This is a genomic window from Streptomyces sp. NPDC045778, assembly GCF_056431945.1.
On sequence record NZ_JBWKJZ010000034.1, the window covers coordinates 1 to 26,853 of the forward strand.

Annotated in this window: 23 protein-coding genes; 6 read left to right on the forward strand and 17 right to left on the reverse strand. The window is 71.3% G+C overall.

The genetic code is table 11. The annotated features are described in order from the left end of the window. The first annotated feature begins 232 nt into the window (after positions 1-232). Together AC07GB_RS32395 and AC07GB_RS32400 are read left to right on the forward strand one after the other, a co-directional pair. Positions 233-799 (forward strand): SigE family RNA polymerase sigma factor, encoded by a 567-nt coding sequence (locus AC07GB_RS32395; RefSeq protein ID WP_478851732.1) that lies wholly within the window; start codon positions 233-235, stop codon positions 797-799. Beyond that, on the forward strand, positions 792-1,460 hold the full coding sequence (locus AC07GB_RS32400) for a hypothetical protein (protein ID WP_478851734.1): 669 nt from the start codon (positions 792-794) through the stop codon (positions 1,458-1,460). The genes AC07GB_RS32395 and AC07GB_RS32400 overlap by 8 nt, the downstream gene beginning before the upstream one ends. 24 nt (positions 1,461-1,484) lie before the next feature. Here AC07GB_RS32400 and AC07GB_RS32405 read toward each other — a convergent pair whose 3' ends face one another. From AC07GB_RS32405 to AC07GB_RS32470, 14 genes are all read right to left on the reverse strand, one after another. Further along, entirely contained in the window at positions 1,485-2,228 is a 744-nt protein-coding gene (locus AC07GB_RS32405) for a thioesterase II family protein (RefSeq protein WP_478851736.1), read from the reverse strand. Further along, positions 2,225-3,505, reverse strand: a complete 1,281-nt coding sequence (locus AC07GB_RS32410) for an APC family permease (protein WP_478851738.1) — start codon at positions 3,503-3,505, stop codon at positions 2,225-2,227. The genes AC07GB_RS32405 and AC07GB_RS32410 overlap by 4 nt, the downstream gene beginning before the upstream one ends. After that, a complete protein-coding gene (locus tag AC07GB_RS32415) occupies positions 3,502-4,221 on the reverse strand; it encodes a thioesterase II family protein (protein WP_478851740.1) in 720 nt (239 codons plus the stop codon). The genes AC07GB_RS32410 and AC07GB_RS32415 overlap by 4 nt, the downstream gene beginning before the upstream one ends. Continuing rightward, a complete protein-coding gene (locus tag AC07GB_RS32420; protein ID WP_478851742.1) occupies positions 4,218-5,450 on the reverse strand; it encodes a cytochrome P450 in 1,233 nt (410 codons plus the stop codon). The genes AC07GB_RS32415 and AC07GB_RS32420 overlap by 4 nt, the downstream gene beginning before the upstream one ends. Then, the gene (locus tag AC07GB_RS32425; RefSeq protein ID WP_478851744.1) at positions 5,437-5,670 is read right to left on the reverse strand and encodes an acyl carrier protein; all 234 of its coding nucleotides are present in this window, start codon (positions 5,668-5,670) and stop codon (positions 5,437-5,439) included. Before AC07GB_RS32425 ends, AC07GB_RS32420 begins: the two co-directional genes overlap by 14 nt. After that, positions 5,667-7,088, reverse strand: coding sequence for an AMP-binding protein (locus tag AC07GB_RS32430; protein WP_478851746.1), 1,422 nt, complete (start codon positions 7,086-7,088; stop codon positions 5,667-5,669). The genes AC07GB_RS32425 and AC07GB_RS32430 overlap by 4 nt, the downstream gene beginning before the upstream one ends. After that, the gene (gene asnB, locus AC07GB_RS32435) at positions 7,085-8,860 is read right to left on the reverse strand and encodes an asparagine synthase (glutamine-hydrolyzing) (RefSeq protein ID WP_478851748.1); all 1,776 of its coding nucleotides are present in this window, start codon (positions 8,858-8,860) and stop codon (positions 7,085-7,087) included. Before asnB ends, AC07GB_RS32430 begins: the two co-directional genes overlap by 4 nt. A 3-nt stretch (positions 8,861-8,863) precedes the next feature. After that, positions 8,864-10,642, reverse strand: coding sequence for a non-ribosomal peptide synthetase (locus tag AC07GB_RS32440; protein WP_478851750.1), 1,779 nt, complete (start codon positions 10,640-10,642; stop codon positions 8,864-8,866). A 1-nt stretch (position 10,643) separates the two neighbouring features. Further along, a complete protein-coding gene (locus tag AC07GB_RS32445; RefSeq protein ID WP_478851752.1) occupies positions 10,644-11,546 on the reverse strand; it encodes a fumarylacetoacetate hydrolase family protein in 903 nt (300 codons plus the stop codon). Positions 11,547-11,897: 351 nt separating this feature from the next. Continuing rightward, entirely contained in the window at positions 11,898-12,911 is a 1,014-nt protein-coding gene (locus tag AC07GB_RS32450; protein ID WP_478851754.1) for a beta/alpha barrel domain-containing protein, read from the reverse strand. Positions 12,912-13,369: 458 nt separating this feature from the next. Then, positions 13,370-14,593, reverse strand: a complete 1,224-nt coding sequence (locus AC07GB_RS32455; RefSeq protein ID WP_478851756.1) for a WS/DGAT domain-containing protein — start codon at positions 14,591-14,593, stop codon at positions 13,370-13,372. A 116-nt stretch (positions 14,594-14,709) separates the two neighbouring features. Continuing rightward, positions 14,710-15,927, reverse strand: a complete 1,218-nt coding sequence (locus tag AC07GB_RS32460) for a beta-ketoacyl-[acyl-carrier-protein] synthase family protein (protein WP_478851758.1) — start codon at positions 15,925-15,927, stop codon at positions 14,710-14,712. Next, positions 15,924-16,178 (reverse strand): acyl carrier protein, encoded by a 255-nt coding sequence (locus tag AC07GB_RS32465; protein WP_478851760.1) that lies wholly within the window; start codon positions 16,176-16,178, stop codon positions 15,924-15,926. The genes AC07GB_RS32460 and AC07GB_RS32465 overlap by 4 nt, the downstream gene beginning before the upstream one ends. Before the next feature lie 186 nt (positions 16,179-16,364). Continuing rightward, entirely contained in the window at positions 16,365-17,135 is a 771-nt protein-coding gene (locus AC07GB_RS32470) for a thioesterase II family protein (protein ID WP_478851762.1), read from the reverse strand. Positions 17,136-17,535: 400 nt separating this feature from the next. On the opposite strand from AC07GB_RS32470, the gene AC07GB_RS32475 reads away from it, so the two are divergent. The 4 genes from AC07GB_RS32475 to AC07GB_RS32490 all read left to right on the forward strand — a co-directional run bounded on the left by AC07GB_RS32475 (position 17,536) and on the right by AC07GB_RS32490 (position 21,235). Next, a complete protein-coding gene (locus tag AC07GB_RS32475) occupies positions 17,536-18,048 on the forward strand; it encodes an HD domain-containing protein (protein ID WP_478851888.1) in 513 nt (170 codons plus the stop codon). Positions 18,049-18,396: 348 nt separating this feature from the next. Next, positions 18,397-19,362, forward strand: a complete 966-nt coding sequence (locus AC07GB_RS32480; protein ID WP_478851763.1) for an endonuclease/exonuclease/phosphatase family protein — start codon at positions 18,397-18,399, stop codon at positions 19,360-19,362. 38 nt (positions 19,363-19,400) lie between these two features. Further along, entirely contained in the window at positions 19,401-20,324 is a 924-nt protein-coding gene (locus AC07GB_RS32485; RefSeq protein WP_478851765.1) for an endonuclease/exonuclease/phosphatase family protein, read from the forward strand. Positions 20,325-20,596: 272 nt separating this feature from the next. Next, positions 20,597-21,235, forward strand: a complete 639-nt coding sequence (locus tag AC07GB_RS32490; protein ID WP_478851890.1) for an HAD-IA family hydrolase — start codon at positions 20,597-20,599, stop codon at positions 21,233-21,235. Positions 21,236-21,659: 424 nt separating this feature from the next. Here AC07GB_RS32490 and AC07GB_RS32495 read toward each other — a convergent pair whose 3' ends face one another. The 3 genes from AC07GB_RS32495 to AC07GB_RS32505 all read right to left on the reverse strand — a co-directional run bounded on the left by AC07GB_RS32495 (position 21,660) and on the right by AC07GB_RS32505 (position 26,789). Further along, positions 21,660-21,995: a hypothetical protein gene (locus tag AC07GB_RS32495; protein WP_478851767.1), complete on the reverse strand. Its 336-nt coding sequence runs from the start codon at positions 21,993-21,995 to the stop codon at positions 21,660-21,662. Between the two features lie 22 nt (positions 21,996-22,017). Continuing rightward, entirely contained in the window at positions 22,018-24,729 is a 2,712-nt protein-coding gene (locus tag AC07GB_RS32500) for a DNRLRE domain-containing protein (RefSeq protein WP_478851769.1), read from the reverse strand. A 1,265-nt stretch (positions 24,730-25,994) separates the two neighbouring features. Beyond that, positions 25,995-26,789 carry an SDR family oxidoreductase gene (locus tag AC07GB_RS32505; RefSeq protein ID WP_478851771.1) on the reverse strand — a complete coding sequence of 265 codons (795 nt, stop codon included), beginning with the start codon at positions 26,787-26,789 and terminating at the stop codon, positions 25,995-25,997. Between the last annotated feature and the right edge of the window lie 64 nt (positions 26,790-26,853).

The window sequence follows — 26,853 nt, forward strand, 5'->3', positions numbered from 1 at the left end:
CCCGCCGCCTCCCCACCCCCCCCACCCCCCCACCCCCCCCCCCCCCCCCCCCCCCCCCCCCCCCCCCCCCCCCCCCCCCCCCGCCCGCGTCAGAGCGCCTGACCACCGCCCCGGCCGGCCCGCTTCGCAGGCATCGGCTCCCTTCCGTACTTCGAACAGAGACGTAACATCGCCGCCTCCCCGGGCGTGTACCAGGCAGAGGAACAATGACCGGGCGAGGGATCGGGGGGCGATGGGAGAGCGTGGAGAGGGACGGGGCGGCGTGCGGGGGGCTGAGGAGTTCGACGCGTTCTACGCCGCAACGGCCAAGCGCGTGGTGGCCGCCGTCTACGCGATGACCGGGGACCTGGCGGAGGCGGAGGACGCCGTCCAGGAGGCGTACGTACGGGCGTGGCAGCGCTGGGGGCGGCTCACCAGGGAGGGGGAGGATCCGCTGCCCTGGGTGCGGACCGTGGCGGCGCGCCTTGCGATCAGCACCTGGCGGCGGACGCGGAACCGGGTGCGTGCCCAGTTCCGGCACGGCCCGCAGGCGGACCTGCCGGAGCTGTCGGCGGACCGGGTGGCGCTGGTGGCGGCGCTGCGTGAACTGCCGTTCCGGCAGCGGCAGGTGGTGGTCCTGCACCATCTCCTCGACCTGCCGGTGGAGCAGGTCGCCCGGGAGACCGGCGCGTCGAGCGGGGCGGTGCGCACCCGCCTGAGCCGGGCACGCAAGGTGCTCGGCGCCCGCCTGGGCGAGGGCGAGGACACCGGCGCGGGCAGCCCCGCGCCCATCACCGAGGGGGTAGCGAGCCGTGGCTGACGTGAAGGTGGAGGAACTCCTCGACGACGTGGTGGTACGGCTGCCGAGCGCGGCACGGGTGCGTGCGCTGGGCGGGCGGCGGCGGACCCGGCGCCGGGCGGCGGGCGTGGTGGCGGGCGCGGCGGTGGTCGCCACCGGCGGGGCGCTGGTGTGGGCGGGCCTGCCGGGCGGGGACTGGGACGCACGTCCGGCGCAGAGCCCGAACCCTCTGATCGTCGTCGAGGGCATGCCGCGGATCCTGGCCGCGGACGAGGTCCCCGGCAACGGCCGCTGGCACTGGCAGACGGTGGGGGAGGTGGGCGAGGAGGACACGCGGGACTCACCCCTGCCGCGGATCGCGGACCGCCGCACGTGCCCCGACTCCTTCGGCCCGCGCGGGACCCCCGAGCACATCCAGTACTCCACCGAGTACTACTCCGAGGCCGCCGACGGCCAGGCTTCCGCGAGCCACCGCGTCGTCTCCTACGCGAACCGGGACACGGCCAGGCAGGAACGCTGGGCCTACGAACAGGAGCTGACGGCCTGCGGCCTTACCTACCGCGGCGGCGAGCGGCCCCAGTGGTCGGGCACCGCCACCGGCGACGGCAGCCGTCTGCGCGTCACCATCCAGCAGGACGGCAAGTGGCTCTCCGTCGTGGAGGTGAAGATCGAGGCCCCTTGAGAGGGACTCATAGACGCCACGGCGTCAGGTGCCCGCCGTCTCCTGGATCCGCTGGAGCCAGGAGACGCACTCGGGGGAGCGCAGCAGGTCGGAGTGGCCGCCGGGGAAGGTGCGCCGGGTGAAGGGGCCGGTGGTGGCGTGCTGCCACGCGGCGATCGTGTCGTCGGTGGTCAGCGGGTCCTCGGTGCCGCGTGCCGCCAGGACCGGGCAGTGCAGGCCGGAGGCCCGCGCAGGGGTGAACTGACGTAACAGGCGCAGGTCCTGGGCCGTCGTCTCGGCGACGACGGCGCGCCATTCGTCGGAGGGGGCGTCGGCCAGGACCCCGGGGTCGGTCCGGTCGAGGTAGGCCGCCGCCTCCGCCGGGCCGGCGGTGGCCTGCTCCGGCACCCGCAGTCGGCCGGGCCCCGCGGCGCCCACCGCCACCAGGGCGGCGACCTCGACACCGGCTTCGGCCAAGTGGGCGGCGGTGGCGTAGGCGACGTACGCACCGTAGCTGTGCCCGAACAGCAGCGGGCGTACGGCGGACCGGCGGGTGATCTGCTCGGCGCAGGCCCGCACCACCGCGTCGAAGGAGGCGGCCGGGGTCCCGAAGTCCCGGCCGGGCCGACCCGGATAGCGCACCGGCCAGGACGTGCCGCCCAGCGCCCGGGTGAGCGGACGGAACTCGGACCCGAAGGAGCCGGCGCCCGGGAAGAACACGGTGGTGCACGACTCGGGGTGCTGGGTGGGCCCGTGCCCGTCGTCACCTGTCTTCGGTGTGGCGCTCACCGGTCCGCCCCCTCGTACTCGGGTTGCTTCGCCGGCGGGCGGCGGGCGAGTGCCGCGGTCACCAGCCAGACGGCGGCGAACAGCGCCCAGCACGCCCACATGGGCGGCCCCGCGAGCACGGTCACGGCGACCACCGTGACGGCGCACAGCGCGGTGACCACCTTGGGGGTGCCGCCGGGGCCCGCCAGCTTCGCGTAGGAGGCGGCGCCCAGGCCGTACAGGACGAAGTAGATGCCGCCGGACAGGACGAAGAGCAGCTCGAACGACATGACGCCGGTCGCGCCGAGCAGCGCGATCACGGTCAGGACGGCGCCGACCACCAGCACGGACGTCACCGGGTTGCTGTCCCGGTGGCGTACGCGGGCCAGCGGGTGGGGCAGGTAGCCGCTGCGTGCCATGCCGAACACGAGGCGGGACAGGGCGAGCACGGAGGCGCAGACGTTCGCGACGATGGCAGCGGTGACCAGGGCCAGCGTCACCGGCCGGCCGAGTTCGCCGAGGGAGCGTTCCGCGAGGCGCAGCAGCGGGGCGTCGTCCAGGGCCTCGTCGCCGGGGGAGACCGCGCTGAACAGGCCGAGGAGGACCAGCCCGTACAGGGCCACCACGATGAGGTAGGAGGCGGCGAAGATGCGCGGGATGGCGTCGGGGCGCTTGTGTTCCTCGAAGGTGAACGCCACGGTCTCCCAGCCGGTGAAGGCGACGTAGACGGCGGTGAGGACGCCGCCCAGTTCGCCGAGGGGCGGCATCGCGGTGCTCGGCGCGTGGACGCCGTGCTTGCCGAGGGCGAGCAGCGCGGTACAGGTGACCAGGACGAACAGGCCGAGCACCAGGGCGACCTGGACCTTTCCCGAGACGTTCGCGCCGAGGCACCCGATGAGGGTGGCGACGGCGAGGACGGCGAGGGGGAAGATCCAGGCCAGGCTCGGCACGTCGGAGAACTGGGCGACGTAGCGGCCGCCGGTGATGGCGGTGGCCGGGATGCCGGCGACCAGCGCGAGGGTGGCGAGGAGGCCGGAAGAGCGTCCGACGGGGCGGCCGAAGGCGACTTCGGAGTAGTGGGCGACTCCGGAGGCCGAGGGATGGCGGCGGCCCAGCCAGGCGTAGCAGTACAGCAGCGGGATGACCGACACGGCGGCGACGGCCCAGGGCAGCCAGGCGGAGCGGCCCAGTTCCTGGTAGCTCGTGCCGGGCAGGATCATCATGCCGCTGCCGAGGATGGTGGACAGGGCGAGGAAGGTGCCGACGGTGCCGCCCAGTGACTTCTGGAGTCCGCTCACGCCGTCGCCTCCCCGGGCAGGGCCGCGGCGATGGCGCGGCCGGTGGCGTCGGCCCGGGTCGCGTCCAGGCTGTGGCCGCCGGGGACGACCGTCAGGTGGAAGGTGCCCGTGACCCGGTGGGCCCAGGCGGCGCAGCGGTCGGGCGGGATGAACCGGTCGTCGCGTCCGCAGAGCACGTGCAGGTCGGTGAGGTGGTCCGCGGGGCCGAGCCGTTCGGCGAGGCGGTCGGCCACCGTGGCGTCGGCGCGCAGGCCGTGGGCGATCTCCGCGAGCATGTCCTTGTCGTCGAGTAACTCCTGGGGGAAGCCGTCGTGGGCGAGTAGCTGGGCGATCTCGGGGTCGGAGAGCTGAGACATCGTCGGTATGCGTCCTGAGGAGTCGGGGCAGGGGGTGCTGATGACAAGTACCCCGGTCGGCCGGGCACCCCTCATGTCGAGGGCCGGGTGCAGGCGGACGGCGGACAGTCCGCCCATGGAGTGTCCGGCGAGGACGATCCGGCGGGCGTCGCAGCGGTCCGCGGCCCGCTGGATCTCCGCGAGGGTGCGTTCCTGCCAGCGGCCCGAGTCGAGGTCGGTCACGGAGTCGGCGTTCGGCAGGGCCAGGGCGGTCAGGCCGTGGCGGGCGGCGGCATCCCTCACCAGGGTGAGGGTGGTGCCGCCGCCCCCGGCGGCCGGGAAGCAGACGCACAGGTCCTGACCGGCGGTGGCCTCGCTCATGTGCCGAATTCCTTGGCGTCGACGACCTCGACGTGCAGCTCGGTGAGGCCGAGCATGAAGTTCGAGCGCAGTCGGCGGGGCGGGGCGGTCACCGCGAACGCCTTGTCCCAGGCGGCCAGTTCCTCGACGAAGGTCTGGATCTCCAAGGTGGCCGCGGGGGCGCCGACGCAGCGGTGGACACCGGCTCCGAAGGCGAGTTGCTTGTTGTCCTCGCGGTCGATCAGGAATTCGTCAGGGCGTTCGAAGACGGCGGGGTCGCGGTTGGCGGCCATGTTCCACAGGGTGACGAAGCTGCCGGAGGGGATGACGTCCTCGCCGACCTGGAAGTCCTCCACCGCCAGGCGCTGTACGTAGCTGTTGGTCGAGGTCCAGCGCAAAAACTCCTGGGTGGCCACGTCGCAGCCGACATCGCCGTCGGCCACCTTGCGCCACTGCTCGCGCTCCCCGTCGATGGTGTGCACGGTCAGGCTGGCGGTGTGCGGGGTGGTTTCGTTCCCGCCGACGGCGACGTTCAGGCCGTTGAGCACGGCGACGTCACGGGGCATCGTGCCCTCGGCCACGCACCGGGCCAGGAAGCCGATCATGTCGTCGGCCTCCCCGGAGCCGAGCCGGTGCCCGATCAGCTCGTCGATGAACTCCAGGACGTCCAGCTGGGCGTCGACGAGCGCGTCCAGCGGGGAGCTGCCCGCGTACACCTCGTCGCGGTAGCCGATCATCGTGCGGGTGGCTTCCAGGAGTTGGTGGGCGTCGCCGGGGCCGATGCCGAAGAGCACCTCCAGGACGCCCTTGGGCAGCTCCGGTGCCACGACGCTGCTGAAGTCGAGCCGGTCGCCCACCGACAGCTTGCCGAGGGAGTCGCGAAGGTTGCGGCGCACCGTGCGGCCGACCCTGGCGAGCATCTCGCGGCTGAACCCGCTCGTCTTGACCGGCTTGCGGATGGCGGTGTGCGCGGGCTGGTCGCTGACGATGAGCATGCGGCCGGAGGCCGAGTCCTTCTGCGGCAGGTAGGAGCCGTCGACCATCGTCCCGTACGAGGAGCTGAGCCGCTGGTGGTCGACGTAGGCCGCGTAGACGTCGGCGTACCGGGTCAGCGCGTAGAACTGGTAGCCGTCGGCGCGGCGGTGCACGGAGACGGGGTTCTCGGCGCGCAGCCCTGCCAGGTAGGTCCACGGGTCGTCGTCGGCGAAGAACTCCGGCGAGTACAGCGGGCTGTCCTCAACGACCAGCATGGGGGCCTCCGATCAGGTCGGCTATGCGTGTCGGGGTGCGGCCTTCGAAGAAGACGTGCCCGGGGACCTTGATCCCGGTCCGTTCCTTCAGCAGGGCGCGGCACCGCAGCACGGCCAGGGAGTCGACCCCGGCGGTGAAGATGTCCGTGTCGTTGGCGAGGTCGCGGTTGAGTACCATACGCACGCAGTCGGTGATGGCAGCTGGCGAGATCTCGGTCATGTCTCCTCGGCCTTGTCTGTCGTCCGGTAGTGGTCCATGAGGGTGGGGACGTCGACCTTGCCGCCCGCCCGGACCGGGTAGCGGTCCACCAGGCTGATCCCGATCGCGGACGAGAAGCCCTGGACGACGGTCTCCACCCGGGTGCGGGTGGCGGGGTCCCCGACGGTGGCAGGGTCGGTCCGCACGAAGGCCACGGTGTGCCGTTCGTGCTGGACGACGCGGCAGTCCCGCACCCGGGGCAGGGCGGTGACCCGCTGCTCCAGGGCGGCGGTGTCGACCCGCATGCCGTTCACCTTGACCTCGCCGTCAAGGCGTCCGGTGAAGACGAGGTCACCGTGGTCGTCGGCGCGCACCAGGTCTCCGGTGCGGTACGAGGGCCGGCCCGCCTCGTCGAGGAAGCGGTGCGTGAGGGCGCCGTCGTCGAGGTAGCCCAGGCAGACGAACGGGCCGTCGACGACCAGCTCGCGGACGTCGGGCGGGCCCTCGTCCGCCGGGCGCAGGAACTGCCGGCACCCCTCCAGCGGCCGGCCGATGGGTATGGCCGGGGCGGTGAGGTCATCGGGCAGCCGGTGGTGGTGGGTGGCGAAGGTGGCCTCGGTGGGCCCGTAGAGGTTGACGAAGGTGGCGCGCAGGCCCGTCTGCCGGGCCTGCCGGTACGTCGACGCGCGGAACTGCTCGCCGCCGCTGAACAGCCAGGGGATGTCCGCGACGGCCTCGGGAAGCACCTCGACGACCGTGGCCAGGACCGCGGCGGGCAGCAGCAGGCGGCCGATGCCGTACGTCCGGGCGAGGCCGGGCCAGGCGAAGACGTCGTCGTTGACGTGGGGCAGGCACACCACTCTGCCGCCCGCCGCCACGGTGTGCCAGGTGTCGAACCACCAGCCGTCGTAGGTGGGGGTGGCGAAGCTGCCCGCGGTGAGCGGGCCGGGCCCGGGTGTGTCCAGGTCCCGGCAGGCGAAGAGCGCCAGCAGGTTGCCGCGGCTGACGGCGACGGCCTTGCGGCTTCCGGTGCTGCCGGAGGTGTAGTTGACCGCCACGGCCTCCTCGGGGAGCGGCTCCGGGCGCGGGCGGCGTGCCGCGCCTTCGGCGGGTTCGACCGCCGGGTGCGGGCCGGGCGTCACGGTGAGGGTGAGGTCCGGCCGTATGCGGTCGAACTCCGCCTCGCCGAGGGTGTGGTCGTCGGCGACGGCCACGGATCCGGCCCGCCAGGCGCCCAACTGCCCGGCGAAGCAGCCGAGTTTGTGTGGGGAGCGGACGACGACCACACGGGCCGGGCCGTGGGCGCGTACGGCGGCCTCCACCGCCGCGGCGAGCCGGTCGACGTCCGCCCAGCTGTACTCGGTGCCGTCCTCGACCCACACGGTGGCCGGTGAGGACCACCGCGGGCCGTGGAGCAGCTCGTGCCAGGTGTCCGTCATGAGCGCAGTCCCAACTCGTCGATGATCGCGCTGATGCTGATGAGGCTCAGCCGGACGTCCCACTTGTCGGGTGTGGCGTCGGCGCCGAGCATGTCCAGTGCGTCGGGGCGGAAGACGCCACTGGCGGCGACGAGGTCCCGCCAGCGCGCCAGGGTCGCCTCGACGGCGGTGTCGGCGAGTCCGTACGCCGTGAAGCCCTGTTTGGCGCGGTGCAGGATCCGTTCGGGCACGATGCCGGCGTAGGCCTCCTTCAGGCAGGCCTTGCCCTCGAAGTCGGCCATCTTCCGCTCGTCGGGGATGCCGAGCGCCAGGGAGACGACGGGGTTGCCCAGGAAGGGGTAGCGGCCTTCCACGGAGTTCGCCATGAGCATCATGTCGCCGTGGTCGCCGAGCAGGTGCCCGCTGAGCTGCACGTACACGTCGGCGATCGACCGCAGCCGCATCGGGGACAGGGCGGCGGTCTCCCCGTCGTCGAAGGGGATCAGCCGGTCGCGCCAGTACTCCTTGCCGGGCAGGGCGTCGAGTGCCCGCGGGGCGAGGCACAGGTCCCGTCGGCGTGCCGTTCTGGTGCGGTCGGTCTCCCAGGTGAAGTCGGCCCTGCCCCAGGCCTGTTCGTTCTCGGGGTGTGGCTCGGGCGGTGTGCGCCGGGCGCCGTCGAAGGCGTAGGAGTCGTAGCCGAAGAACAGCTCGTCGGCGCCTTCGCCGGAGATCACGCCCTTGAGGCCGGTGAGCCGGACCTGGCGGGCGAGCATCAGGGCCGCCACGTTGTACGTCTCGCGCTGGGGATAGCAGCAGTGGCGCACCATGTCCTCGAACTCGGCGGCGACGTGGGCCGGGGCACAGCGGATCTGGTGGTGCTCGCTGCCCACGGCGTCGGCGATCTCGCGCTGGAACCGCCCTTCGTCGAGGGTGACGTCGTCGAAGAGCACGGAGAAGGTCCGGGTGGGCTTCTCCCGGGCCCGGGCCGCTTCGAGGACGAGCGTGCTGGAGTCGAAGCCGCCGCTGAGATAGGCGCCGATCTCGACGTCCGCGCGCAGCCGGTCGGTGACCGACCGCCCCACGGCCTCGCGGATCTCCTCCCCGGTGACGGGGCGGTCCGTGTCCTGGAAGTCCCCGTACCGCCAGTACCGCACGGTCTCGGGGGGCCCGTCGCCGAAGCGGACCACGCAGCCCGGAGGTACGGCGCGCACGTCCTCGACCAGGGTCCTGGGCGCGACGATGTTGCCGAGCGCCAGGTACTGGTCGACGGCGCCGAGGTCGAGCCGCCAGTCCCGTGGCACGCTGCGCACCAGCGACTTCAGCTCGGAGCAGAAGTGCACGTGGCTGCCGAGCACGGCGTAGAAGAGGGGGCAGATACCGAAGCGGTCGCGGCCCAGGTAGAGGCTGTCGTCGGCCCGGTCGTGGATGACGGTGGCGAACTGCCCGTCGATCCGGGTCAGGCCCGCGGGCCCGTAGCGGGCGAAAAGCTCGGGCAGGACGGCGACGTCGACGCGGTTGTCGGGCGTGCTGCCGCCGAGCTGGGCGCGCAGCTCGGCGGCGTTGTAGATCTCGCCGTTGGTCAGGGCCGTGTACCGGCCGCCGGGGTCCTCGGCCGGCTGCCAGCCGTCCTTCAGGGCGGTCATCCCGAGCCGGCCGAGCTTCGCGGAGAGGGTGGGCGTGTTCAGGGAGTAGGTCTCGTCCGGTCCGCGGTGGACGAGCCGGGCGTGCATCGCGGCGGCGACGGCCCGGTCCAGGGTCTTGTCCGGGGCGTAGGTCCCGCACAGGCCGCACATCCGTCACACGCTCCTCTCCCGCAGCTGGTCGGCGAGGGTCCGCAGGTTCTCCGCGCGCAGTACGTCGCGGACGCCGGCGTCGGTCCAGCCGAGCTTCTTCATGTCGGTGACCAGGACGACGGCCGAGGCGGAGTCGCCGCCCAGCTCGAAGAAGTTGTCGTCGAGCCGTGCGTCCTGGACCCCGGTGAGCTTCCGGACCAGGCGCAGCACCTGCTGGTCCGGCCCGTCGGGGGCGTCCGCGGGGATGCCCGCGTGCCGCCGGGTGCGCAGGGCGTCCCGGTCGATCTTCCCGTTCGGGGTGCTGGGGAACACGTCGACGCGTTCGAGGACGGAGGGGATCTTGTACGGGTCCAGGACGCCGTCCAGGTGGTGGCGGAGGGCGCGCGGGTGGGCCGTGCCCTGGTAGTAGCAGACCAGGGTGTCGGTGGTCGCCAGGGTGTCGTTGCCGTGGGTGTCGTCGGTGCGGGTGTCGTCGGCGTGGGTGTCGTCGGCGTGGGCCTCGGCCACGACGACCGCCTCCCGTACGTCCTGGTGCCGGCAGACCGCGGTCTCGATCTCGCCGGGGTCGAGCCGGTAGCCGCGTACCTTCACCTGGCGGTCCAGGCGTTCCACGTAGTAGAGCCGCCCGTCGCGCAGTTCCACGACGTCGCCGGTGGCGTAGCCGCCCGTGTCCTCGGGGCCCTGGAGGGGGTCGAGGCCGTGCTCGGTGAGGTATCCGGCCGCCACGGAGGCGCCGGTGACGACGAGTTCGCCGCGGCGGACGCCGGCTCCGGTGGCGCCGGTCTCCACGTCGCGCAGGACGTACGCGCACGCGCCCACCGGCTCGCCCAGGGGGACCGCGTCGCGGCAGTCGTCCGGGTCGAGGGCGTCGCTGAGCAGGTTGCACACCGTGGTCTCGGTGAGGCCGTAGGCGTTGTGGAAGCTCGCCGCCTTCGACCAGGTACGGACCGTGGCCGGGCGGCACGGGCCGCCTCCGTTGACGACGTGTTCCAGGCGCATCCCGTCGGTGGGTTCGGTGACCGTCAGGGCGAACGGTGTCGTCTTGAGGTGGGTGATGCCGAACCGTTCGAGGGTGTCTTGCAGGACGGGGCCCGGCGCGAGACGGTCCTCGTCCACGACGACGAGGCAGCCTCCGGCGGTGAGCGTCCACAGGATCTCGGTGAGGCAGCCGTCGAAGGTGAGCCGCGCGAATTGCAGGGTGCGGCTGCCGGGCCCGACGGACAGGCGGGTGACGTGATCGCGGACGACGGGGGCGAGCGGGGCGGCCCGGACGAGGACGCACTTGGGGGTGCCGGTGGACCCCGAGGTGTGGATCGCGTAGCCGATCTCGCCGTCGGCGAAGGGCAGTGGTCCTGCGGCGGGGCGCGGGTGGGCCGAGGGCGCGGGGCCGTCGGGGGCGCGCCAGGCGTCGGGCAGCTCGGTGAGTTCCACATCGCCGTCGTCGCTCGTGCCGCGGGCCAGCAGCTGGACGCCCAGCAGGCCGGTCTTGGCGGTGTTGGTCGTGTCGCTGTCCCGCTGGTCGACGACGACGAACGGGCGCCGCGCCTTCAGGGCACCGATCATGGCGACGACCGCCGCCGCGCCTCGGGTGCCGAGCAGGGCCACCCACGCGCCGGGAGGAGTCAACTCCCGCAGTCGCTCGGCGAATGCGTCGGTACGATCACCGAATTCCCGGTAGGTCATGGCGGACCGCGCGGTGCGCAGTGCCTCGTTGTCCGGGACGTCCCGGACGGCGTGGTCCAGGCCGTCGAGCACGGACTCCTCTTCTGTCTCTGTTCGCACGTCACCCTCCTTCGCTGTGGGATGCGGGGTGCCGCTTCTCGTGGCGGCCCGCCGCTTGCTGGCGGACGGGGTGGGTCAGCGTGCCGACGTCCTGGACGACCGCCTCCACCGTGTCACCGGCGTGGATGACCGCCGCTCCGGGAGTGCCGGTGCAGATGACGGTGCCGGCTTCGAGGGTGCGTCCGGCGCTGAAGTACTCCACGAGGCGGTCGATGCCGAACTTCATGTCGGCGGGGGTGGCCGCCGCGATCGTCTCCCTGTTGCGGACGGTGGCGATGCGCAGGGAGGTGAGGTCCTCGTCACTGAACTCGTCCAGGGTGACCAGGACCGGGCCGACGCTGCAAAAGGTGTCGAACCCCTTGGCCCACGGGATGTGGCGGGGGTTCTCGCGGATCACGTCCTCGGCCGTCATGTCGAGGACGGCGGTGACGCCCCCCACAACGGAACGCCAGTCGGCACGCTCGACGTTCTTGCAGGTGGTCTTGATGACCAGGCCCAGCTCGGCCTCCGCGGTGACCCGCTCGGACTGCGAGGGCAGCTCGATGTGGTCGCCGTTGCCGATGAGGCAGTTGGCGGGGCGCAGATAGGAGCCGGGCCCTGAGCGGGGCTGTTCGGACTCCAGGTCCTGCGAATGGCGCCGGTAGTTGAGCCCGGCGCCCCAGATGTCGGCCCCCGGATCCACGACCGTGGGCGCGAGGTCCGGGTCGGTCCGGACGGGGGTGAGGGTGGGTGCGTGCCGCTCCAGGGCACCGGCCAGTTCCCGTGACGCGGCCTCACCGAGGAGGTCGCTGATCCGGCTCGTGCCGGCGTACCCGGGCACGTCCGGCAGGTCGAACCACTGGTCGTGGTGGTGGACGGCGATGCCGTATCCGGTGGCGGGCGTGCCGGTCCTGCAGATTCTCATGGTGATCTCCGTGGGTGGGTGGGCTGAGGTCCGCCGGTCGGTTGGTCTTTCCGGCCGGTCCGGGGTGCCCCGGGCGGGGGCGTGTCTCCGCCCGGGGCGGGCGGGCGTGAGGGGGCCGGTGGCCGGTGACGAGGGCACGGGCGGCGGGCGGTCGGCCGATGAGGGGGCCGCGGACGGTGTGCCGGAGTCTCCGGCTTCGGCGGGATCCGGGCGGAACAACATCCGGTGGCCGGTGGCCGGTAGCCGGTAGCCGGTGGCGGGGCCACGGACGGTGGTGCCGGAGGCGGGGCCACGGACGGTGGTGCCGGAGGCGGGCGCCCGCTTCGGCGGGACCCGGACGGAACACCAGCTTCAGGCGCTGATCCGGCTCGCGGCGGCGCGGAAGTCGTCCTTGCGCGGACTGTGGTCGGCGATCTGCACGGCCGTCTCCATGAGCTGCGCCGGATCGGTGTCGTGCTCCTCGGCGAGCTTCTCCACCAGCGGGAAGTACCCCGAGTGGATGCCGATCACCGCGCCGAGGACCTGCATGGTGCGGTCCTCCGCGATGGGCCGCATGTTCTCCCGGCAGTACTCGGCGAGCCGGGCGAGTTCCTGGTAGTCGAAGAGGTCGGTTTCGAGGATCTTGATGACACCGGCGAGCGACTCGATGGCGGCGTTGCCGGAGCCGCGGCCGATCCCGTCGAGGGTGGCGTCGACGATGGTGGCCCCCGCTTGCAGGGCGGTGATGCTGTTGATGTTGGCCATGCCGAGGTTGTCGTGCCCGTGGAAGCCGACGACCGGGACGTATTCACGTACCGCGCTCACGTACGTCTGGACGTCGGCGGGGAGCATCGCCCCATAGGAGTCGACGACGTACACGCCCGCGATGTCGGGGCTCACCCCGTCGAGCAGGTCGACCAGCTCGCGGACCGGGGTCGCGCTGGACTTCATGAGGTTGAGGTACACCTGGCCGCACAGTTCGGTGGCGCGCCGCAGGTAGTCGAGGTGCTCGGGGACCCGCTCGGGCTCCATGCCGACCCGGACGAAGGACATCCCCCGGTCGCTCATCTCCGCGATGGTGTCCAGGCGGGTGAACTCCGGCTGGGCGAACATGCCCCAGGGCTTGCGGGTGAGGGCGGAGCGGGCGATCTCGGCCCAGCGGTAGTGACCGATGTTGCACGCTTTGATGCCGCTGCGCTCGGCCTCGAGGCCGATTCCGTGGCCCACCTCCACCTTGGCCACCGGAATGGTGTCGAGGCGGGTGAGCAGCTGCGTCACGAACTCCTCGTCGAGCTGGAAGTCGACAGCGTACGAACCGTCGCGCAGCGTGCAGTCGAGCAGTTCGATGGCTGGCACTTCCTCGGGCCGGCCGTCCGCTAAGGACATGGCGTTACTCCTTGTTTTTGGCAGCACGGATGACGTCTCCCCATACGGGTGGAAGAAACAGGGATTCCGGCGATTACGGAAACATGTGGGGAAGCGGTAGCCCCTTGTGCTGTGCCGTACGGAGATACGCGTTCCCAACCCTTGGTGCCGTAGACACAAGTAGAATCTTTGACCGAATAACACGCCCGGGGCGCCCCGGAACCGCCGATGTCGATCTCGGGCCCCGTCGAGCGCGAGGTGGCGGGATTCCGACTGCCCTTACTGCTCGGGGCACGATCGTGATGCCGACGTTCCGGATCGCCACCAAGGCCAACTGGGGAGGTCTGGGCGGCGGTTGCGGCGGCGCGGGCGCAGAGTTCCAGTCGACATGGCACGAAGTGGGGTGGGGGCCCTTGACGGATGGGGCCGGGGGCTGCTGGGTTTCGGGCGTCTCAGGGGGTGAGATCCCAAGGCCGGCCTCAGACGGCGGTGGCGAGTTCGTCGATGGATCGTTCCCACAAGTCGCGCAGGTCCGGGAGGGTGTGCGGGGTGGCGTCGGTGGTGAAGGACACCGTTGCCTCGGCGCCGTAGGTGCACAGCATGGCGGTCAGCAGGTGGCCGTGCCCGAGGGGCGGGAGCGCGGCGGCAGCGGTGACCGTGCGGCCGGCCACCGCCAGATCGCTGCGTACGCGCAGGGAGGTGGCGCACAGCAGGGAGTCGCTGGGCGGGATGGGCCGGGACATGCGGTCCAGGATGAGAGAGGGCGGAACACTGTCCAGGGCGTGGCGCTTGCGGGCCCGGTACTCCGGTGACCGGATCGGCCGCATGCGCGCGGTGACCTCGGCCAGCCGGCGCTTGCAGTCGGGTTCGGTGACCGGGAGGAGGATCCGGGCGTTGGCGACGTGATTGCCGACTCCGGCGGCGTCGTCGGGCCGGCGGATGCTGAAGGGCACCCGGACCGGGACGTCCTGCCGCCGGTCGGCCTTCGGCAGCCACTGCCGCAGGGCGCCCGCCAGGCCGGCCAGGTACACCTCGTGCACCGTGCTCCGGCAAGCCCGGGCGACGCCGCGCAGGAGTGGCAGGGGCGCGGAGGCGGTGACCAAGGCGCGTGTGCCGTGCGCCTGGACGTGGAGTGCCGTGCCGGCCGTGAGGCGAGGGAAAGCCGTGAGGTGAGGGAAAGCCGTGAGGTAGGGGAAAGGCGGGTGAGCCCCGTCGGGCACTCCCTGCCCCGTGCGGAACAGACGCTCGACCGTGCGGGTGGCTGCGATCCCGTCCTGCACGGCGTGATGGACGACATAGGCGAGCAGCTGGCCGCCGTCCCGCGGGGCGGGGCAGGTCAGCAGCGCCCAGCGTGGCCGGTCGTCGGGCAGCTCGGGCGCGAGCAGCGCGGCCGCCGCGGCGCCGGGGTGTGCCACGTCGAGCGTGCGCAGGTGTGCCGCGGGCGACCAGCCGGGCAGCGCCTGGTAGGTCTCGCGGCGGCAGGGGCCCGTCAGGTGGTGCGTCAGCCAGGGTGCGTCGGTGATCCGGCTCGCGAGATGTGCGGCCAGCGTGTCCTGGGGAATCGTGTCCTTCAGACGCAGCGCAAGGCCGAAGGTGTAGCCGTCCCCGGGCCGTTGCCGCGCCCACTCCAGCATGGCCCGGTCCAGGGCCAGGCTTCCCGGCTGGTGCTCACCGGCCCGGTCCGCTGCGTCGGCGTCCGTCACCGCGCCATCCTTCCTGTCAGTGTGTCCCCCAGCGGAAACCGCCCGCGTACCGCCTGCTGCGCACCCGCCCGGCTGAACCGGTACACCGGGCCCCGAGCCGGACGGAGACGCCGTGGCTAGCAGCGGGTGAGGACGAGGGCCGCGTTCTGCCCTCCGAAGCCGTAGGAGGCGCTGATCGCGGCTTCGACCCGCGCGGGCCGGGCGGTCTTGGCCACCACGTCCAGGTCGATGTCGAGGTCCGGCTCCTCGTGATTGACCGTCGGAGGGATGCTGCCGTGCTGGAGCGTCATCACGGTGACGGCGGCCTCGATCGCGCCGGCCGCGCCCATGGCGTGGCCGATGGCCCCCTTCAGCGAGGTCACGGGCGGGGGCGTGCCGAAGACGGTGCGCAGCGCACGGGCCTCGGCGACGTCGTTGAGCCGGGTGCCGGTCCCGTGGGCGTTGACGTGGCCGATGTCGCCGGGTTCCAGCCCCGCGTCGGCGAGAGCGGTGGACAGCACGCCCGCGGCACCACGGCCGTCCGGGGCGGGAGCGACGTAGTGGTGGGAGTCGCAGCCGGCGGCGTGGCCGGCCAGCAACGCGCGCGGACGCGCTCCCCGGGCGCGGGCGTGCTCGGGGCGTTCGAGCACGAGGACGGCGGAGCCTTCGGAGAGGACGAACCCGTCACGTGCGGAGTCGAAGGGACGGCAGGCACCGGCCGGGTCGTCGAGGCGTTGCGAGAGGGCGCCCATTCGGTGGAAGCAGGCCGCTGGGACGGCACCGCGGACGGATTCGGCACCACCTGCCAGGACGATGTCGCAGGTTCCGGCGCGCAGCAGGTCCAGAGCGACGCCGAGGGCGGTGGAGCCGGAGGCGCAGGCCGTGGCGACCGTGAGGCTCGGTCCCCTCGCGCCGACGTCGAGGGAGATCTCGGCGGCGGACATGTTGGGCACGCTGCGCGGCAGGGCCAGTGGGGAGACCTCCAACGTGGCGCCCTTGTTGATTTTTTCCACCTCCGGCAGGTAGCGGAGCATGCTGTTGGAGCCGGTCCCCATCACGACCCCGACCCGGGCGGAGTCCCACTGCGCGGGGTCGAGGCCCGCGTCGAGCAGGGCCTGCCGGGCCGCCGAGATGCCCAGGACGGTGAACCGGTCCAACCGCCACGCCACCCCGCCCACCAGCTGCCGCGCGTCGAAGTCCGGGACGCGGCAGGAGATGTCGACGGGCAGGCCGGCGAGTTCCGGATCGCGGGCCGCGGTGGGCCGGCCCGCGAGGAGGGTCCGCCACGTGGGTTCGAGGCCGATGCCGGCCGGGCTGAGGACGCCCAGTCCGGTCACGGCTGCGGCGCGGGTCATGCGCCGGTGTCCGCTGTGGTGACGTCGGTCCCGGCGGCGTCCAGGCGGTCCGCCAGTTCGCCGATGGTCTCGGGGATTTCACCCTCCAGGAGCGAGACACCGGTCTTCTCCTGCACCACCAGCGCCATCTCGACCAGGGCCAGCGAGTCCATCCCCAGGTCCTGGAAGGAGGTGTCGGGTGAGATCTGCGACGCGTCGATGGGAAAGGTCTCGGTAAGGGTGGTGGCGATCATGTCCAGTGTGTTCGACATGGCGGAAGGACCTCCAGCGGAGAGACGGGGGACGATGGGGGGCGGTGATGCGGGCGGACGGGCCGGGGCGGGCAGCGGCCGGGGCGGCCACGGTGGCGGGCAGACAGGTGACGGGGCCGAGTGGCGCCGGATTCACAGCCCTCCACCGCGTGCGGACAGCCGACCCGTGGGACGGGCGTCCGGCCCTCACGTGATCGGGACGAGGTCACAGGCCGCGGCCACGTCGGCAGCCACCTGGCCCACCAGGTCCTCGGCCCACGCGCACGGGTATCTGTGCCCGCCGTCGTAGAGGCGTGGTTCCGCGGGTGTGGTGAACAGCTCGTTCCACCTGCGCAGGTGCTCCACGTCGACCGTCGGGTCGTGCGCTCCGCCGTAGAGGGCCAGCGGGATGTCGAGGGGAGGTTCGGGCAGAAGGCGGTGCTGCAGCAACAGCAGGCCGTCCGAGAACAGGGGCGTGCCCATCGCGGCCAGCAGCCGCGCGTCCTCCAGCAGATGCCGGGACACCGTGTCCCCGACCACCATGGCGAGGCCGTCGAGGCCCGAGCGCCACAACGACGTCAGGCTTCTGGCGTACGCGTCGTCCTGCGGCCCGCTGAGTGCGGACAGGCCCACCCAGACCGGCAGACGCCCGCCGTCCCGACGGAGACGACGGGCCGTCTCGAACGCCGTCAGCGAACCCACACTGTGCCCGAACAGGGCAAACGGCCGCCGGTCCGACGGATCGTCGACTACGTCGGACAGTTGTGCCGCCAGGGCCACGGGGTCGGTCACCGACGCCTCGCGTGCCCGTGCTCCACGCCCCGGCATGCTCACCGAGCACACCTCCAGCCACTGGGGCGCGTACGCCGCCCACCGCCGGAAGAAGTCGGCTCCGGCGCCGGCGGGCGGGAAGCAGTACAGCCGCGCTGCTGCCTGCGGACGCTTCCGCAGGACGACCCTCTTCGGTCCCTCCGGCACCCGACTCACCACACCACGCACTCCCTACTCGATCAACATGTCGGCATGGCCCCGGCGGCGGGCGCCCGTACTCGCCGCACCACGCCTGCGGCCAGCGGGAACCACGGTGTCCACGCCGCACCGCGAATATGGACGCGCAGCGCCGCACCGAACGCGGCATTCACCGGAACGATCCACCTTCCTCCGCCCCCTGGCCGACACCGCCGACGCGGTCGAGGGCCACGCTCCTGGCCCGCACCCACGCGCCCGACCACTCCTTGGCCCTCGTCGGCCTCACAACGGAGACCCGCCCGTCGCCCTGCCGGACCAGAAGCCGCAAGATGTGACGGCACAGTCGCTCACCTGGCGGCCCCGGCCCTGCGACCTCGCCGAGGAGGTGGGAGTGGAGGAGGAAGCAGGAATGAAGTCCGTCAGCGAGGTGGACCTCCTGGCCGCCCGGGCCCACGCCGGGCAGGTGGACAAGGTCGGCGTGCCCTACATCGAGCACGTCCGCGCGGTGGCCGCCGGGCTCGCCCCGCTGGGGGACGAGCTGGTCAAGGCGGGCCTGCTCCACGACATCCTGGAGGACACCGACTGGACCGCCGAAGGGCTGCGTGAGGCCGGGGTCCCGGGCCGGGTCGTCGAGATCGTGGAGAGGGTGACCAACGCCCCCGGCATGCCGTACGAGGAGAAGATCGCACGCATCGCCGCCGACCCCCAGGCGACCCTGGTGAAGATCGCCGACAACGCGCACAACTCCCGTCCGGACCGGGCCGCCCGACTATCGGCGGACGACCGGGAGCGCCTCGCTGCGAAGTACCGTTCCGCGAGGGCCCAGCTGTGGCCGGCCGCACGCCGGGAGGACATCGAGGCGATCGTCCGTATCGTCAACCCGTCGTTGCTCGCGGAGCTGAGCGCCATGCCGGGGGAGTGAACGTCTGTCCTCGGTCGGTCGGGCCACGGCACTGTGACCAGCTCCGGGCTGCCCGCCTCAGCCCGGCGAGCCCTCCGTGGCCCGTCCGCAAGCTCATCCCGAGGCCCGGCCCCCGGCCGGACCTGAGTTGTCCCGTGCCGCGGATCGAGCTGCCGGACAACTCTGCTCGCTGTAGGAAACCAGCATCGGGCGCGCCTCGGGGCCGGTCGGCCCGGCCGGGCCCTGCGGGGGTTCAACCGCGAGCCCCGTCCGGCCACAGGCCCAGGGCCCGCCCGCGCCCAAGCACCACTGCACCGCAGAAACCGTAGACATCACAGACACCGCAGACACCGCAGATCGTAAGGAGGAATGGTGAAAAGAACCCGGCTCATAGCCGTGCTGGGCACGCTCCTCGCAGCGGCGATACAGCTCGCCCCCGCCCCATGGGCTGCCGCGCAGTCGCCCACCCAGCCTCCCGGGGCCTCCGGCCGGGCGGCGAGCGCCCTGCCCCCGCAAGTAGGTGTCCTGACCTGGAACATCTGTGGCGCGCTGACCAGTTGCGGCAACAGCGACCGCCCGGAACGGAAGATCAACGAATTGGTCGACCGGGTCAAGGACGACGATTCGATCGCCGTCGTGATGATGCAGGAGAGCTGCGACAGCCTGCATTCGCGTCCGCTGGAGACCGCCCTCAACTCCGAGACGTCCGGCTCCTGGGTCGTACGACATCGCACGGCCAAGGTCATCGGGACGGACAACCCGGTGCGCTGTCCGAGGAGCGGCGCGCTGGAAGCGGGCGTAGCCATCGCGATGAAACGCCTGCCGGGCAGCGACATCGTCGGCTGGGACATGACCTTCCAGAGCACGCAGGAGCCCAACGGCAAGCACACCCAAGGTGCCGCGTGCCTCCAGGACCGCGGCAACAAACTGCTCGCCTGCACCAGCCACTTCGCCAACAAGAACGCGGACGGCGACAAACAATTGCGTGCGGCGTCCGCGCGCGACTTCGACCAGCAGGCCGGTGACTGGCAGAACGGCGGCTATCGCACCATCATCGGCGGCGACCTCAACCTCGAACCCGGCGACGACGAACTCGACCCCCTGTACGAGGGGAACTTCGAGGCGGACTCGGACGAGAAGTGCACCACCACCGGCCCGTGGTTCCTCAAGGGCTGCCGCAACGTGGCCGGCACGAAGCTGGACTACGTCTTCTTCAGCGACTTCGGCTGGGATCTCCGGCAAGGGCGGCCGATCTACGTCGGATCGTGGCGCTATGACCTGGGTCAGCTCAGCGACCACTGGATGCTCAAGGGGGTCGTGTCACCCAGCGCATGAGTCCGGTCTCAGTGCAGTCACGTGAGGAGGAACAAGGTATGCGGATACGGAAGAAGGCCGTGCTCGCCCTGAGTGCCGTCCTGCTCGGCACCGGCATCGTCTGGGGCCCCCAGGCCTCCGCCGGCGAGGCGGAACCGCGCGTCCAGGCCGAGTACACCATCGGCCAGTTCAACATGGCCGGTGGCCACAAGGAACACGGTCCCAAGGGCAACGAGGCCCCTGACGCCCTGGTGCGCAGCGTCCAGGACCGCCAGCCGGTGTTCGTCGCCCTCCAGGAGGCCTGCCGGGACTGGAACGAGCGCCTGGTGGACCAGTTGGCCCCGTCGTACGACGTAGTCTTCCACCCCGTGGTGGGCGGAGACGGCAACACGGTGAAGTGCTGGCCTCCGCACAACTCCGACTTCGGCAACGCGGTGCTGTTCCGCAAGGACTTCGGCTTCGACAGGGACACCGCGGTGCCGCACCCCTTGCAGTCCCCCGCGGGCTACGAGCAGCGCGAGATGCTGTGCGTACGCTCCGAGAGCCGCAAGGCCGTCGCCTGTAGCGCCCATCTGACCGTGGGCGACGACGACAAGTCCCTCAACGCCCGCCGCCACGAGGCGTCCGTGGCCCGCCAGATCCTGGCCACCACGTACGCCGGGTACACCAGGTTCCTCGGCGGGGACCTCAACGACGACCCGCTGTCGGGGGCGCTCGACAACTTCTACGACCCCGGCTACCAGCGCGGCGCACGAGGCGAGTTCAAGGAAGTGAACAGCCCGTGCGGCAACGAGATCAAGGCCGGTTACATGATCTGGGGGGTGCCGCCTTCGTGGATCTGGTGCCGCTCGGGTGAGTCCACCCACGGCTCCGGAAAGCTCGACTACCTGTTCGTGCCACCGTCGATGCACGTCGACTGGTCCGACGCCACCCACGCGCCCCACTCCGACCACGACCCGCTCTGGGCAGGAGTCGTGTTCTGACCCACCCCACCGCCCACACGACCTGCTTCAGCAGCCACCCCCCTGGGCGACTGCTGAAGCAGGCCTTCTCCCTGCCCGGCACCCCTTCGGGCCCCCGCCTGCCCGTCGTCTGGTTCATCGCCGCCCCCGTCCTACCGGAGCAGATGCTCTGGTCCCCTGGATCCGTAACCCCGGGCCCCGTAGCCGAATGCTCCGCTGAGCTGGCCCGGACTGGCCCACCGGCCGCCTGGCATGATCGACGGGTGACCAGTGAACCTGGGCGGCCGGGCCGCATGAAGTACGTCCTGTTCGACGTCGACGGCACGTTGATGGACGCGGTGAGTAACCAGCGACGGGTCTGGGGGACTTGGGCGGAGCGGTACGGCCTTGATGCCGACGAGGTCTACCAAGTGGCTCTGCGGACGCGGCCGATGGAGACGTTCGCCGAGGTCGCTGCGGACCGGGATCCGCGCGAGTGCCTTGCCGCGCTGCACGAGCTGGAGGACGACGACGTACGCTCCGGTGTCTATGCGGCCTTCGAGGGTGCGTCGGAGTTGCTGCACGGCCTGTCACCGGGCTCCTGGGCGCTGGTGACCTCGAACTACGAACACCGGGTGCGCGGCCGTTTCCTGCGGACCGGTTTGCCGGTGCCGCGCGTGATCGTGGACGCGGCCGCCGTCAGGGAGGGCAAGCCTTCTCCCGTGCCGTATCTGCTGGCCGCCCAGCAGCTCGGAGCCGAGCCGAGGGACTGCCTGGTCATCGAGGACGCTCCCTCCGGAGTACGCGCCGGGCTGCGCGCAGGGATGACGGTGTGGGGGGTGAACGCCGCCGTCGCGGTGGAGGGCGTGCACCGCCACTTCGTCACTCTGCGCGAGGCCGTTCCGCACATCCTGGCCTTCGCGTCCGACCCTGACGGCCATGCCGTGGCCTGAGCACACCCCGCTTCGCCGACTGTCCTCGCGCCACGCGGAGCCGCACTGCCATCACGCCGACGACCGCGAACTCTCCTTGCTGCCTTCGCCCTTGCCCGCAGCTGCGCCTCGGCCGTCCGCCGTGTCGGGTTCGGCCACTTGGGTGCTGGGAAGCAGACCGGAGCCGGCATCCACTGTGTCCGACGAAAGCAGCCACCCACCGTCAGATCGCCGGGTGAACGTCACCGTGTGCGGGAGTGAGTACTCCTCATACTCGGGCGCGCCATCGGCTGCGGGCGCCGCGTGGGCTGAGACGCGTCCGGAAGCCAGGGCGCCGACAAGAGGACGGCGGCCGCCCGTCGGGGCCTGGGAGAGGGGCCCGGCGGGCGGCCGGAGGGAGGGAACCGCCCCCAGGACGGCGATCTACAGGAGGCGGTCTACTGGTCTACAGGCCGGCCACGCCCGCGGCCATCCCTCCCGCCGCGCACACGACCCAGCCGGTGACGGGCCGCCACAGGACGGAAGCCGCGAGGGCGGCCTGGGCGGGGATGACCACGCCGAGGAACAGCACGGTGACGACGGTGCCCCAGTCCGTGTCCGCTCCGGTGACGACCCATCCGGTGAGGGCCGCCACCAGGGCCACGGCGAGGTGGCCGTAGCGGGCGTCGGTCAGGTGGGGCCAGTCGCCGGGGCGCTCCTGACGGCCGCGTACGAGCCGATAGCGGATCATGACGCCCAGTTCTGCCAGCAGGACTGCCGTGGCGATGCCGTTGGTGAGCATGGTGATCAGTGGTTCCTCGTGATCAGAACTTGCAGTTCCGCTTGACCGTCTCGATGCCGGTCAGGACGCCGATCATCTTCCGCATCGAGGGCTCCATCTTGCGGCGCTTGGAGTAGTTGTAGATGAGCTTCGCCGTTTTCTTGAGCCCGATCTTCTTGGCCAGGCGGACGGCGGTGATGACGCGCTTGGTCGATCCGGCCGGGGTGAAGCCGAGGACGAAGGGCGCGAGGCCGTAGGTGGCGCACTTGAAGATCTTCTTGGTGGTGGACCACCAGGACGGGTCGATGACGATGGGGAAGGCGCTGTCGGCGCCGAACTCGACGTGCTGGATCAGCTTGTTGCCGACGACCTTGTAGCGGGTGGGTACGTCCTTGCCGCCCGCGTCCTTGGCCCACGGGGCGTCGAAGAATCCGGCCGGCTCCTTCAGGGGTGCCTTGTCGGGGTTGTCGTCCCCTTCGGAGTACAAGGACACGGACCCGTCGTCGTGCGTGACGGCCTTCATCCCCGCTGGAATGACGAAACCGGTCTCGTAGTCGTGCGGCGCGGAGCTGTTCTTGATGATGTTCAGCGTGCGCGAGCCGCCGTCGGTGGTCGGCTGTACGACGGTGTCGACGGGGCCGGAGGACGTGTAGACGACGTTGCCGCCCACCTGGGTGCCCTTGGTGCCGCCCTGGGGGATGGTCAGCGTGTTCGGCATCAGCGCGTTCTTGATGTCGATGCTGTTGTTCCTGCCGTCCCAGGGGATGGAGACGATGTTCTCCTCGGTCGCGGCGATCGAGGCGTACTTGCTGTCGGAGGCGGTGGCGGCCGTGATGTCCGCGGCGTTGGAGTACAGGTTCGCCAGGCCCAGGGCGTTCTCGGCGGTGCTGGGCTGCCACGCGGTGTCGACGGTGAAGCGGACGGGGTCCGACCAGCCGTTGGCGTAGTGGGTGCCGTCGTAGGTGGTGGTGCGGAAGCTGTAGGTCCTGCCCGAGACGAGCTTCCCGGCCGGGACCTTCAGGGTGGAGGTGCTGTTGGAGGGCACCGGAGCGGCGTTGAGCGTCGCGACGACCTTGCCCGTCGAGGTGTCGGTGATCTCGAAGGTTCCGGTGACCTGGTCGTCGCCGTTGTGGTCCTCGGCGGAGAAGCGGAGGGTCGGCGTGGTCGAGTTCACCTTGAAGATGCCGCCCTGGGACAGGAAGGGCGTACCGGCCTGGAGGTTGGAGCCGTTGGTGGGCCGGTAGTTGTAGGTGACTTCGAGGGTGGGCACCTGGTCCTGGTCGGCGGCCTCGGAGGAGGAGAACCGCTTCCACGCGTACGTGTCGGACTCGTCGGCCGCCTTCAGCGCGATGGAGCCCTGCTCGGCCTTGGCCGAGGACCAGGTCTGCGCGAGCTTGGTGATGTCCGCGCTCACCCACCCCGCGTTCGAGCACGAGGCGGACCTGGTCTCGGTGGAGGTGGCGATCTTCTCCTTCAGGGCGGGCTGCTTGGTCCAGCGGGTGTTCTTGTCCGCCGGGTCCGCGGCCCACACCTCCCAGCCGCGCTTCTCGCACGACCACGAGTGGTAGTTCCACATCTTCAGCGTCGCCTTGGACACCAGGGAGTCGGCGAAGTTGGAGGTGCGGAAGGTCAGGAAGGAGCGGGCCGTGCGCTTCGTGGAGCCCGAGTGATCCCCGGGCCAGCCCAGCTTGAGGTCGGTGTTCGCGGACTGGTCGGTGGTGTCGCCGCCCTGCGCGAAGGTGTCGAACAAGACGTCCAGGGTGTCGGTGGCCGGGTCGATCGTCACCGGGTACCGGGTCTTGGGATCGTTCAGCCACTCGGCGTCCGGGGTGAGGGTCAGCTCCACCGTGTTGCCGTCCTGTGCGACCTTCAGGTCCACCGGCTTGGTGTTGGTGTGCTCCAGCGACTTGTCGTCCACTGTCGCGTCCCACATCACCGGTGCGGGCATCAGGACCTGGTTCTCGCCCTTGGCGTCGGAGAAGGACACCGACCCGTCGGGGTTCTGCTCGGCGGTCATCCCGTCGGGCAGCGTCATGGGCAGGACGATCGGCGCGCCGTCCTTCGGTGCCTCGCGCAGCTTCAGGAACTGCTCGAACCCGGTGCGGGTGGCCTCCACGATCAAGTCGCCGCCGGGGACCGCGTCCTTGTAGGTGGCGACGTTCCCCTTGAGGCTCGGGGCGGGCAGGCCGCCCTTCCACCGCACCGCCATCCGGTCCTTGCCCGAGCCGACGGTGACGAGGTCGCGCGCCTTGGACTCCGGGGCCTCGGCGACGGCCTCGATGGACTTCGGCAGCACGCCCCCCTTGCCGGCCAGCTCCAGCTCCTGTGGGTGCGCCTTGGCCGCCACCGTGCCGTCCTTGGCGGCCTTGAAGTCGACGTCTACGTCCACCCACTTGCCGTCTCGGATCATACGGATCGGACCGGACGCCATTTCCCGGGTGAGGGTGCCGTCGGGGTTGGCGTAGACGGTGTCGGTCTCGGTGCGCATCTGCAACACCTCGACCTTGCGGTCCTGCACCGCCGCCGCCACCTGCGCGGCCTCGACGGTCTCCGCTTCCCGGATCGGGTTGGACTTGAACGTCTCCAGGCTGCTGCCCAGGTCCTTCTCCAGACCTGACAGCGCCCGGTCGAACTCGGCCGAGGTTTCCTTGCCCTCGGCCGAAGGCTGAGCGATGGCGTGCGGGGTCGCGGTCAGGACGGCGCCCGCGGTCAGCACCGCTATACCCGCCGTCTGGGCACGCCAACTGCGCTTCACGTGGTTACTCCAGGGATTCAGGCACGACGGCACGCGGCCCGCTCCTCGCGGAGCGGCGGATGACCGCCGTGATCAACTTACGCGCTGCATATAAGCACGAGTCGATCAAGGCGATATAGGGACTTTTGGCCCGGGGCTTGCCTACCTTTTACCTGAGTTGGCTGATATGCAGTCAACTGACTCAAGGGTGATCTTTACGCCGCAAATCAGACAGGGGGGCGTCTCGGGCACGTGGCTGGGAGGGCAGTGGAGGCTGGGTCTGTCTCCGTGTCTCCGTGTCTCCGTGTCTCCGTCGCTCGGGTCGTGCTGTACGGGGGCTGGGGTGGATCCGATGAGGCTGCGCGTCGAGCAGTCGTACGTCGGGATGGTGTGCGGGCATGGCCGACGGCAGTTGCGGGGCTGAGAGGGGGTGACGGGTCGGTCGAGGGCGGGCTGGTACTGGCCGGTGATGACCGGGAGGCCCGCCCCGGCCCATTCGCCGCCTGGTCGGCTCGGTGAGGCCGGTGCCGGCCGATCCGGCCCGGGGGGCGATGGGCCGATCGCCACCGCCGAGCCTCGGTGCCATCGCCCTGGAAGTGGCGCACCCGCGCGCCCTGGAGGGTTCTGTCGGACTCTGGGCTCGCCAACATGCGGTGCCGGAGTCCGGCGCAGGACGGGGCGGAGCGGCGATCACAGCCCCGGGCGCTCACGCGGTGCCGTCGGCACACCTTGCTGGCGACTGCCCGAGCACGGCCGCTGGCCTTGCGTGTCACCGCAGTTCAGGGGGCGAGGCCCCGGCCTTCGAGGTCGGCATGGCTAGCACCTGTCCCCCGCGAGTCGGGCCCTGGGGGCCGGGGACCTGGCTGGATGCCGTCCTGGTGGAACGCCCGTACGCATTCCGTGCGGTCCGGGGGCACCTCCGGTGACGCGGGATCGGTACGGCACCCCTCAGCCCTCCGTCCGGGTTGGCCACCGTCTGCCGCCAAGGCCTCGCGAGGGCCGACTGGCGGCCCGCTTTCTACGCCGAAAGCGATATGAGGGTGGTCACTGAAGAGCCGCGCCGCGTCTTCGTGCGTCTCGGCCTCCACGATCGCGTAGCCGACCTTCGAGTCGGTGAAGTCCCCGACCCCTCGGGACGTCACCAACTTCTGCCCGGCCCGGCTGTCTGCGCGGCCTGGCGGAGCGTCCGAGCCCGTACACGGTGGCGGCCCCGGACGGGGTCCCCGCGGCCCACCGGGCATGATCATCAACGAGCAAGGTCAACTGCCGCGAACAGACCCTGCGGCCTACGCGGTTGTGGCGATGCCGCCGTCCACGGGGATCACGGCGCCTGTCAGGTATGCGCCTGCCCGGCCGGCGAGGAACACGGCGACACCCGCCATGTCGTCGTCGCGGCCGATCCGGCGCAGTGGGGCCGCCGCCGCGATCGCCTCGCCCAGCTCATCGAGGGTCGCGGCCATCATCGACGAGGGGAACGGTCCCGGCGCCACGGCGTTCACGGTCACGTGCTGCGGTCCCAGTTCCTTGGCGAGCACTCTGGTGAGTTGATGCAGCGCGGCCTTGCTGCTGGAGTACGAGTAGTTGGGCCGCTGGGGGATGTGGAGGGCGGCGATGCTGCCGATGTTGATGATCCGCGCGGGATCGTCGGCGGTGCCTGCCTTGCGAAGTGCGGGCAGCAGCGCCTGGACCAGCCAGAACGGTGACTTCAGGTTGAGGTCGACGACCGTGTCCCAGGCCGCGTCCGGGAACGTCGCCAGCGGCTCGTCCCACATGGTGCCCGCGTTGTTGACGAGGATGTCGAGACGCTCCGAGTCGGCGGTGACGAGGTCGGACAGTCGCCGGCACTCGTCGTGGCGGGACAGGTCGGCGGGGATGGCCCGCACCTCACCGAACATGGACAGCTGTTCCTGCGCCTGAGCGCAGGCTTCCGCGTCACGTGAGCTGATGACCACGCGGGCGCCCGCCTGGAGAAGGCCACGCGCGATCATCATTCCGATGCCTCGGGTGCCACCGGTGACGAGCGCGCGCTTGCCACTCAGATCGAAGAGTTCCGCATGCGTGGAGAATTGGCTGTTTGCCACTTGCCGCCCTTCTCGTTGGTCGTACGGGACGATGCGTCGACGCGTCGGGTGTTCGGTTGGGCTG

What these genes read in the sequence shown, in the direction of transcription:
- AC07GB_RS32480 (WP_478851763.1), top strand. Translation starts at nt 18,397, where the DNA reads ATGGTGAAAAGAACCCGGCTCATAGCCGTGCTGGGCACGCTCCTCGCA.
- AC07GB_RS32485 (WP_478851765.1), top strand. Translation starts at nt 19,401, where the DNA reads ATGCGGATACGGAAGAAGGCCGTGCTCGCCCTGAGTGCCGTCCTGCTC.
- AC07GB_RS32425 (WP_478851744.1), bottom strand. Translation starts at nt 5,670, where the DNA reads ATGACCGAGATCTCGCCAGCTGCCATCACCGACTGCGTGCGTATGGTA.
- asnB (WP_478851748.1), bottom strand. Translation starts at nt 8,860, where the DNA reads ATGTGCGGCCTGTGCGGGACCTACGCCCCGGACAAGACCCTGGACCGG.
- AC07GB_RS32465 (WP_478851760.1), bottom strand. Translation starts at nt 16,178, where the DNA reads ATGTCGAACACACTGGACATGATCGCCACCACCCTTACCGAGACCTTT.
- AC07GB_RS32475 (WP_478851888.1), top strand. Translation starts at nt 17,536, where the DNA reads ATGAAGTCCGTCAGCGAGGTGGACCTCCTGGCCGCCCGGGCCCACGCC.
- AC07GB_RS32430 (WP_478851746.1), bottom strand. Translation starts at nt 7,088, where the DNA reads ATGACGGACACCTGGCACGAGCTGCTCCACGGCCCGCGGTGGTCCTCA.
- AC07GB_RS32450 (WP_478851754.1), bottom strand. Translation starts at nt 12,911, where the DNA reads ATGTCCTTAGCGGACGGCCGGCCCGAGGAAGTGCCAGCCATCGAACTG.
- AC07GB_RS32445 (WP_478851752.1), bottom strand. Translation starts at nt 11,546, where the DNA reads ATGAGAATCTGCAGGACCGGCACGCCCGCCACCGGATACGGCATCGCC.
- AC07GB_RS32415 (WP_478851740.1), bottom strand. Translation starts at nt 4,221, where the DNA reads ATGAGCGAGGCCACCGCCGGTCAGGACCTGTGCGTCTGCTTCCCGGCC.
- AC07GB_RS32420 (WP_478851742.1), bottom strand. Translation starts at nt 5,450, where the DNA reads ATGCTGGTCGTTGAGGACAGCCCGCTGTACTCGCCGGAGTTCTTCGCC.
- AC07GB_RS32395 (WP_478851732.1), top strand. Translation starts at nt 233, where the DNA reads ATGGGAGAGCGTGGAGAGGGACGGGGCGGCGTGCGGGGGGCTGAGGAG.
- AC07GB_RS32495 (WP_478851767.1), bottom strand. Translation starts at nt 21,995, where the DNA reads ATGCTCACCAACGGCATCGCCACGGCAGTCCTGCTGGCAGAACTGGGC.
- AC07GB_RS32460 (WP_478851758.1), bottom strand. Translation starts at nt 15,927, where the DNA reads ATGACCCGCGCCGCAGCCGTGACCGGACTGGGCGTCCTCAGCCCGGCC.
- AC07GB_RS32490 (WP_478851890.1), top strand. Translation starts at nt 20,597, where the DNA reads ATGAAGTACGTCCTGTTCGACGTCGACGGCACGTTGATGGACGCGGTG.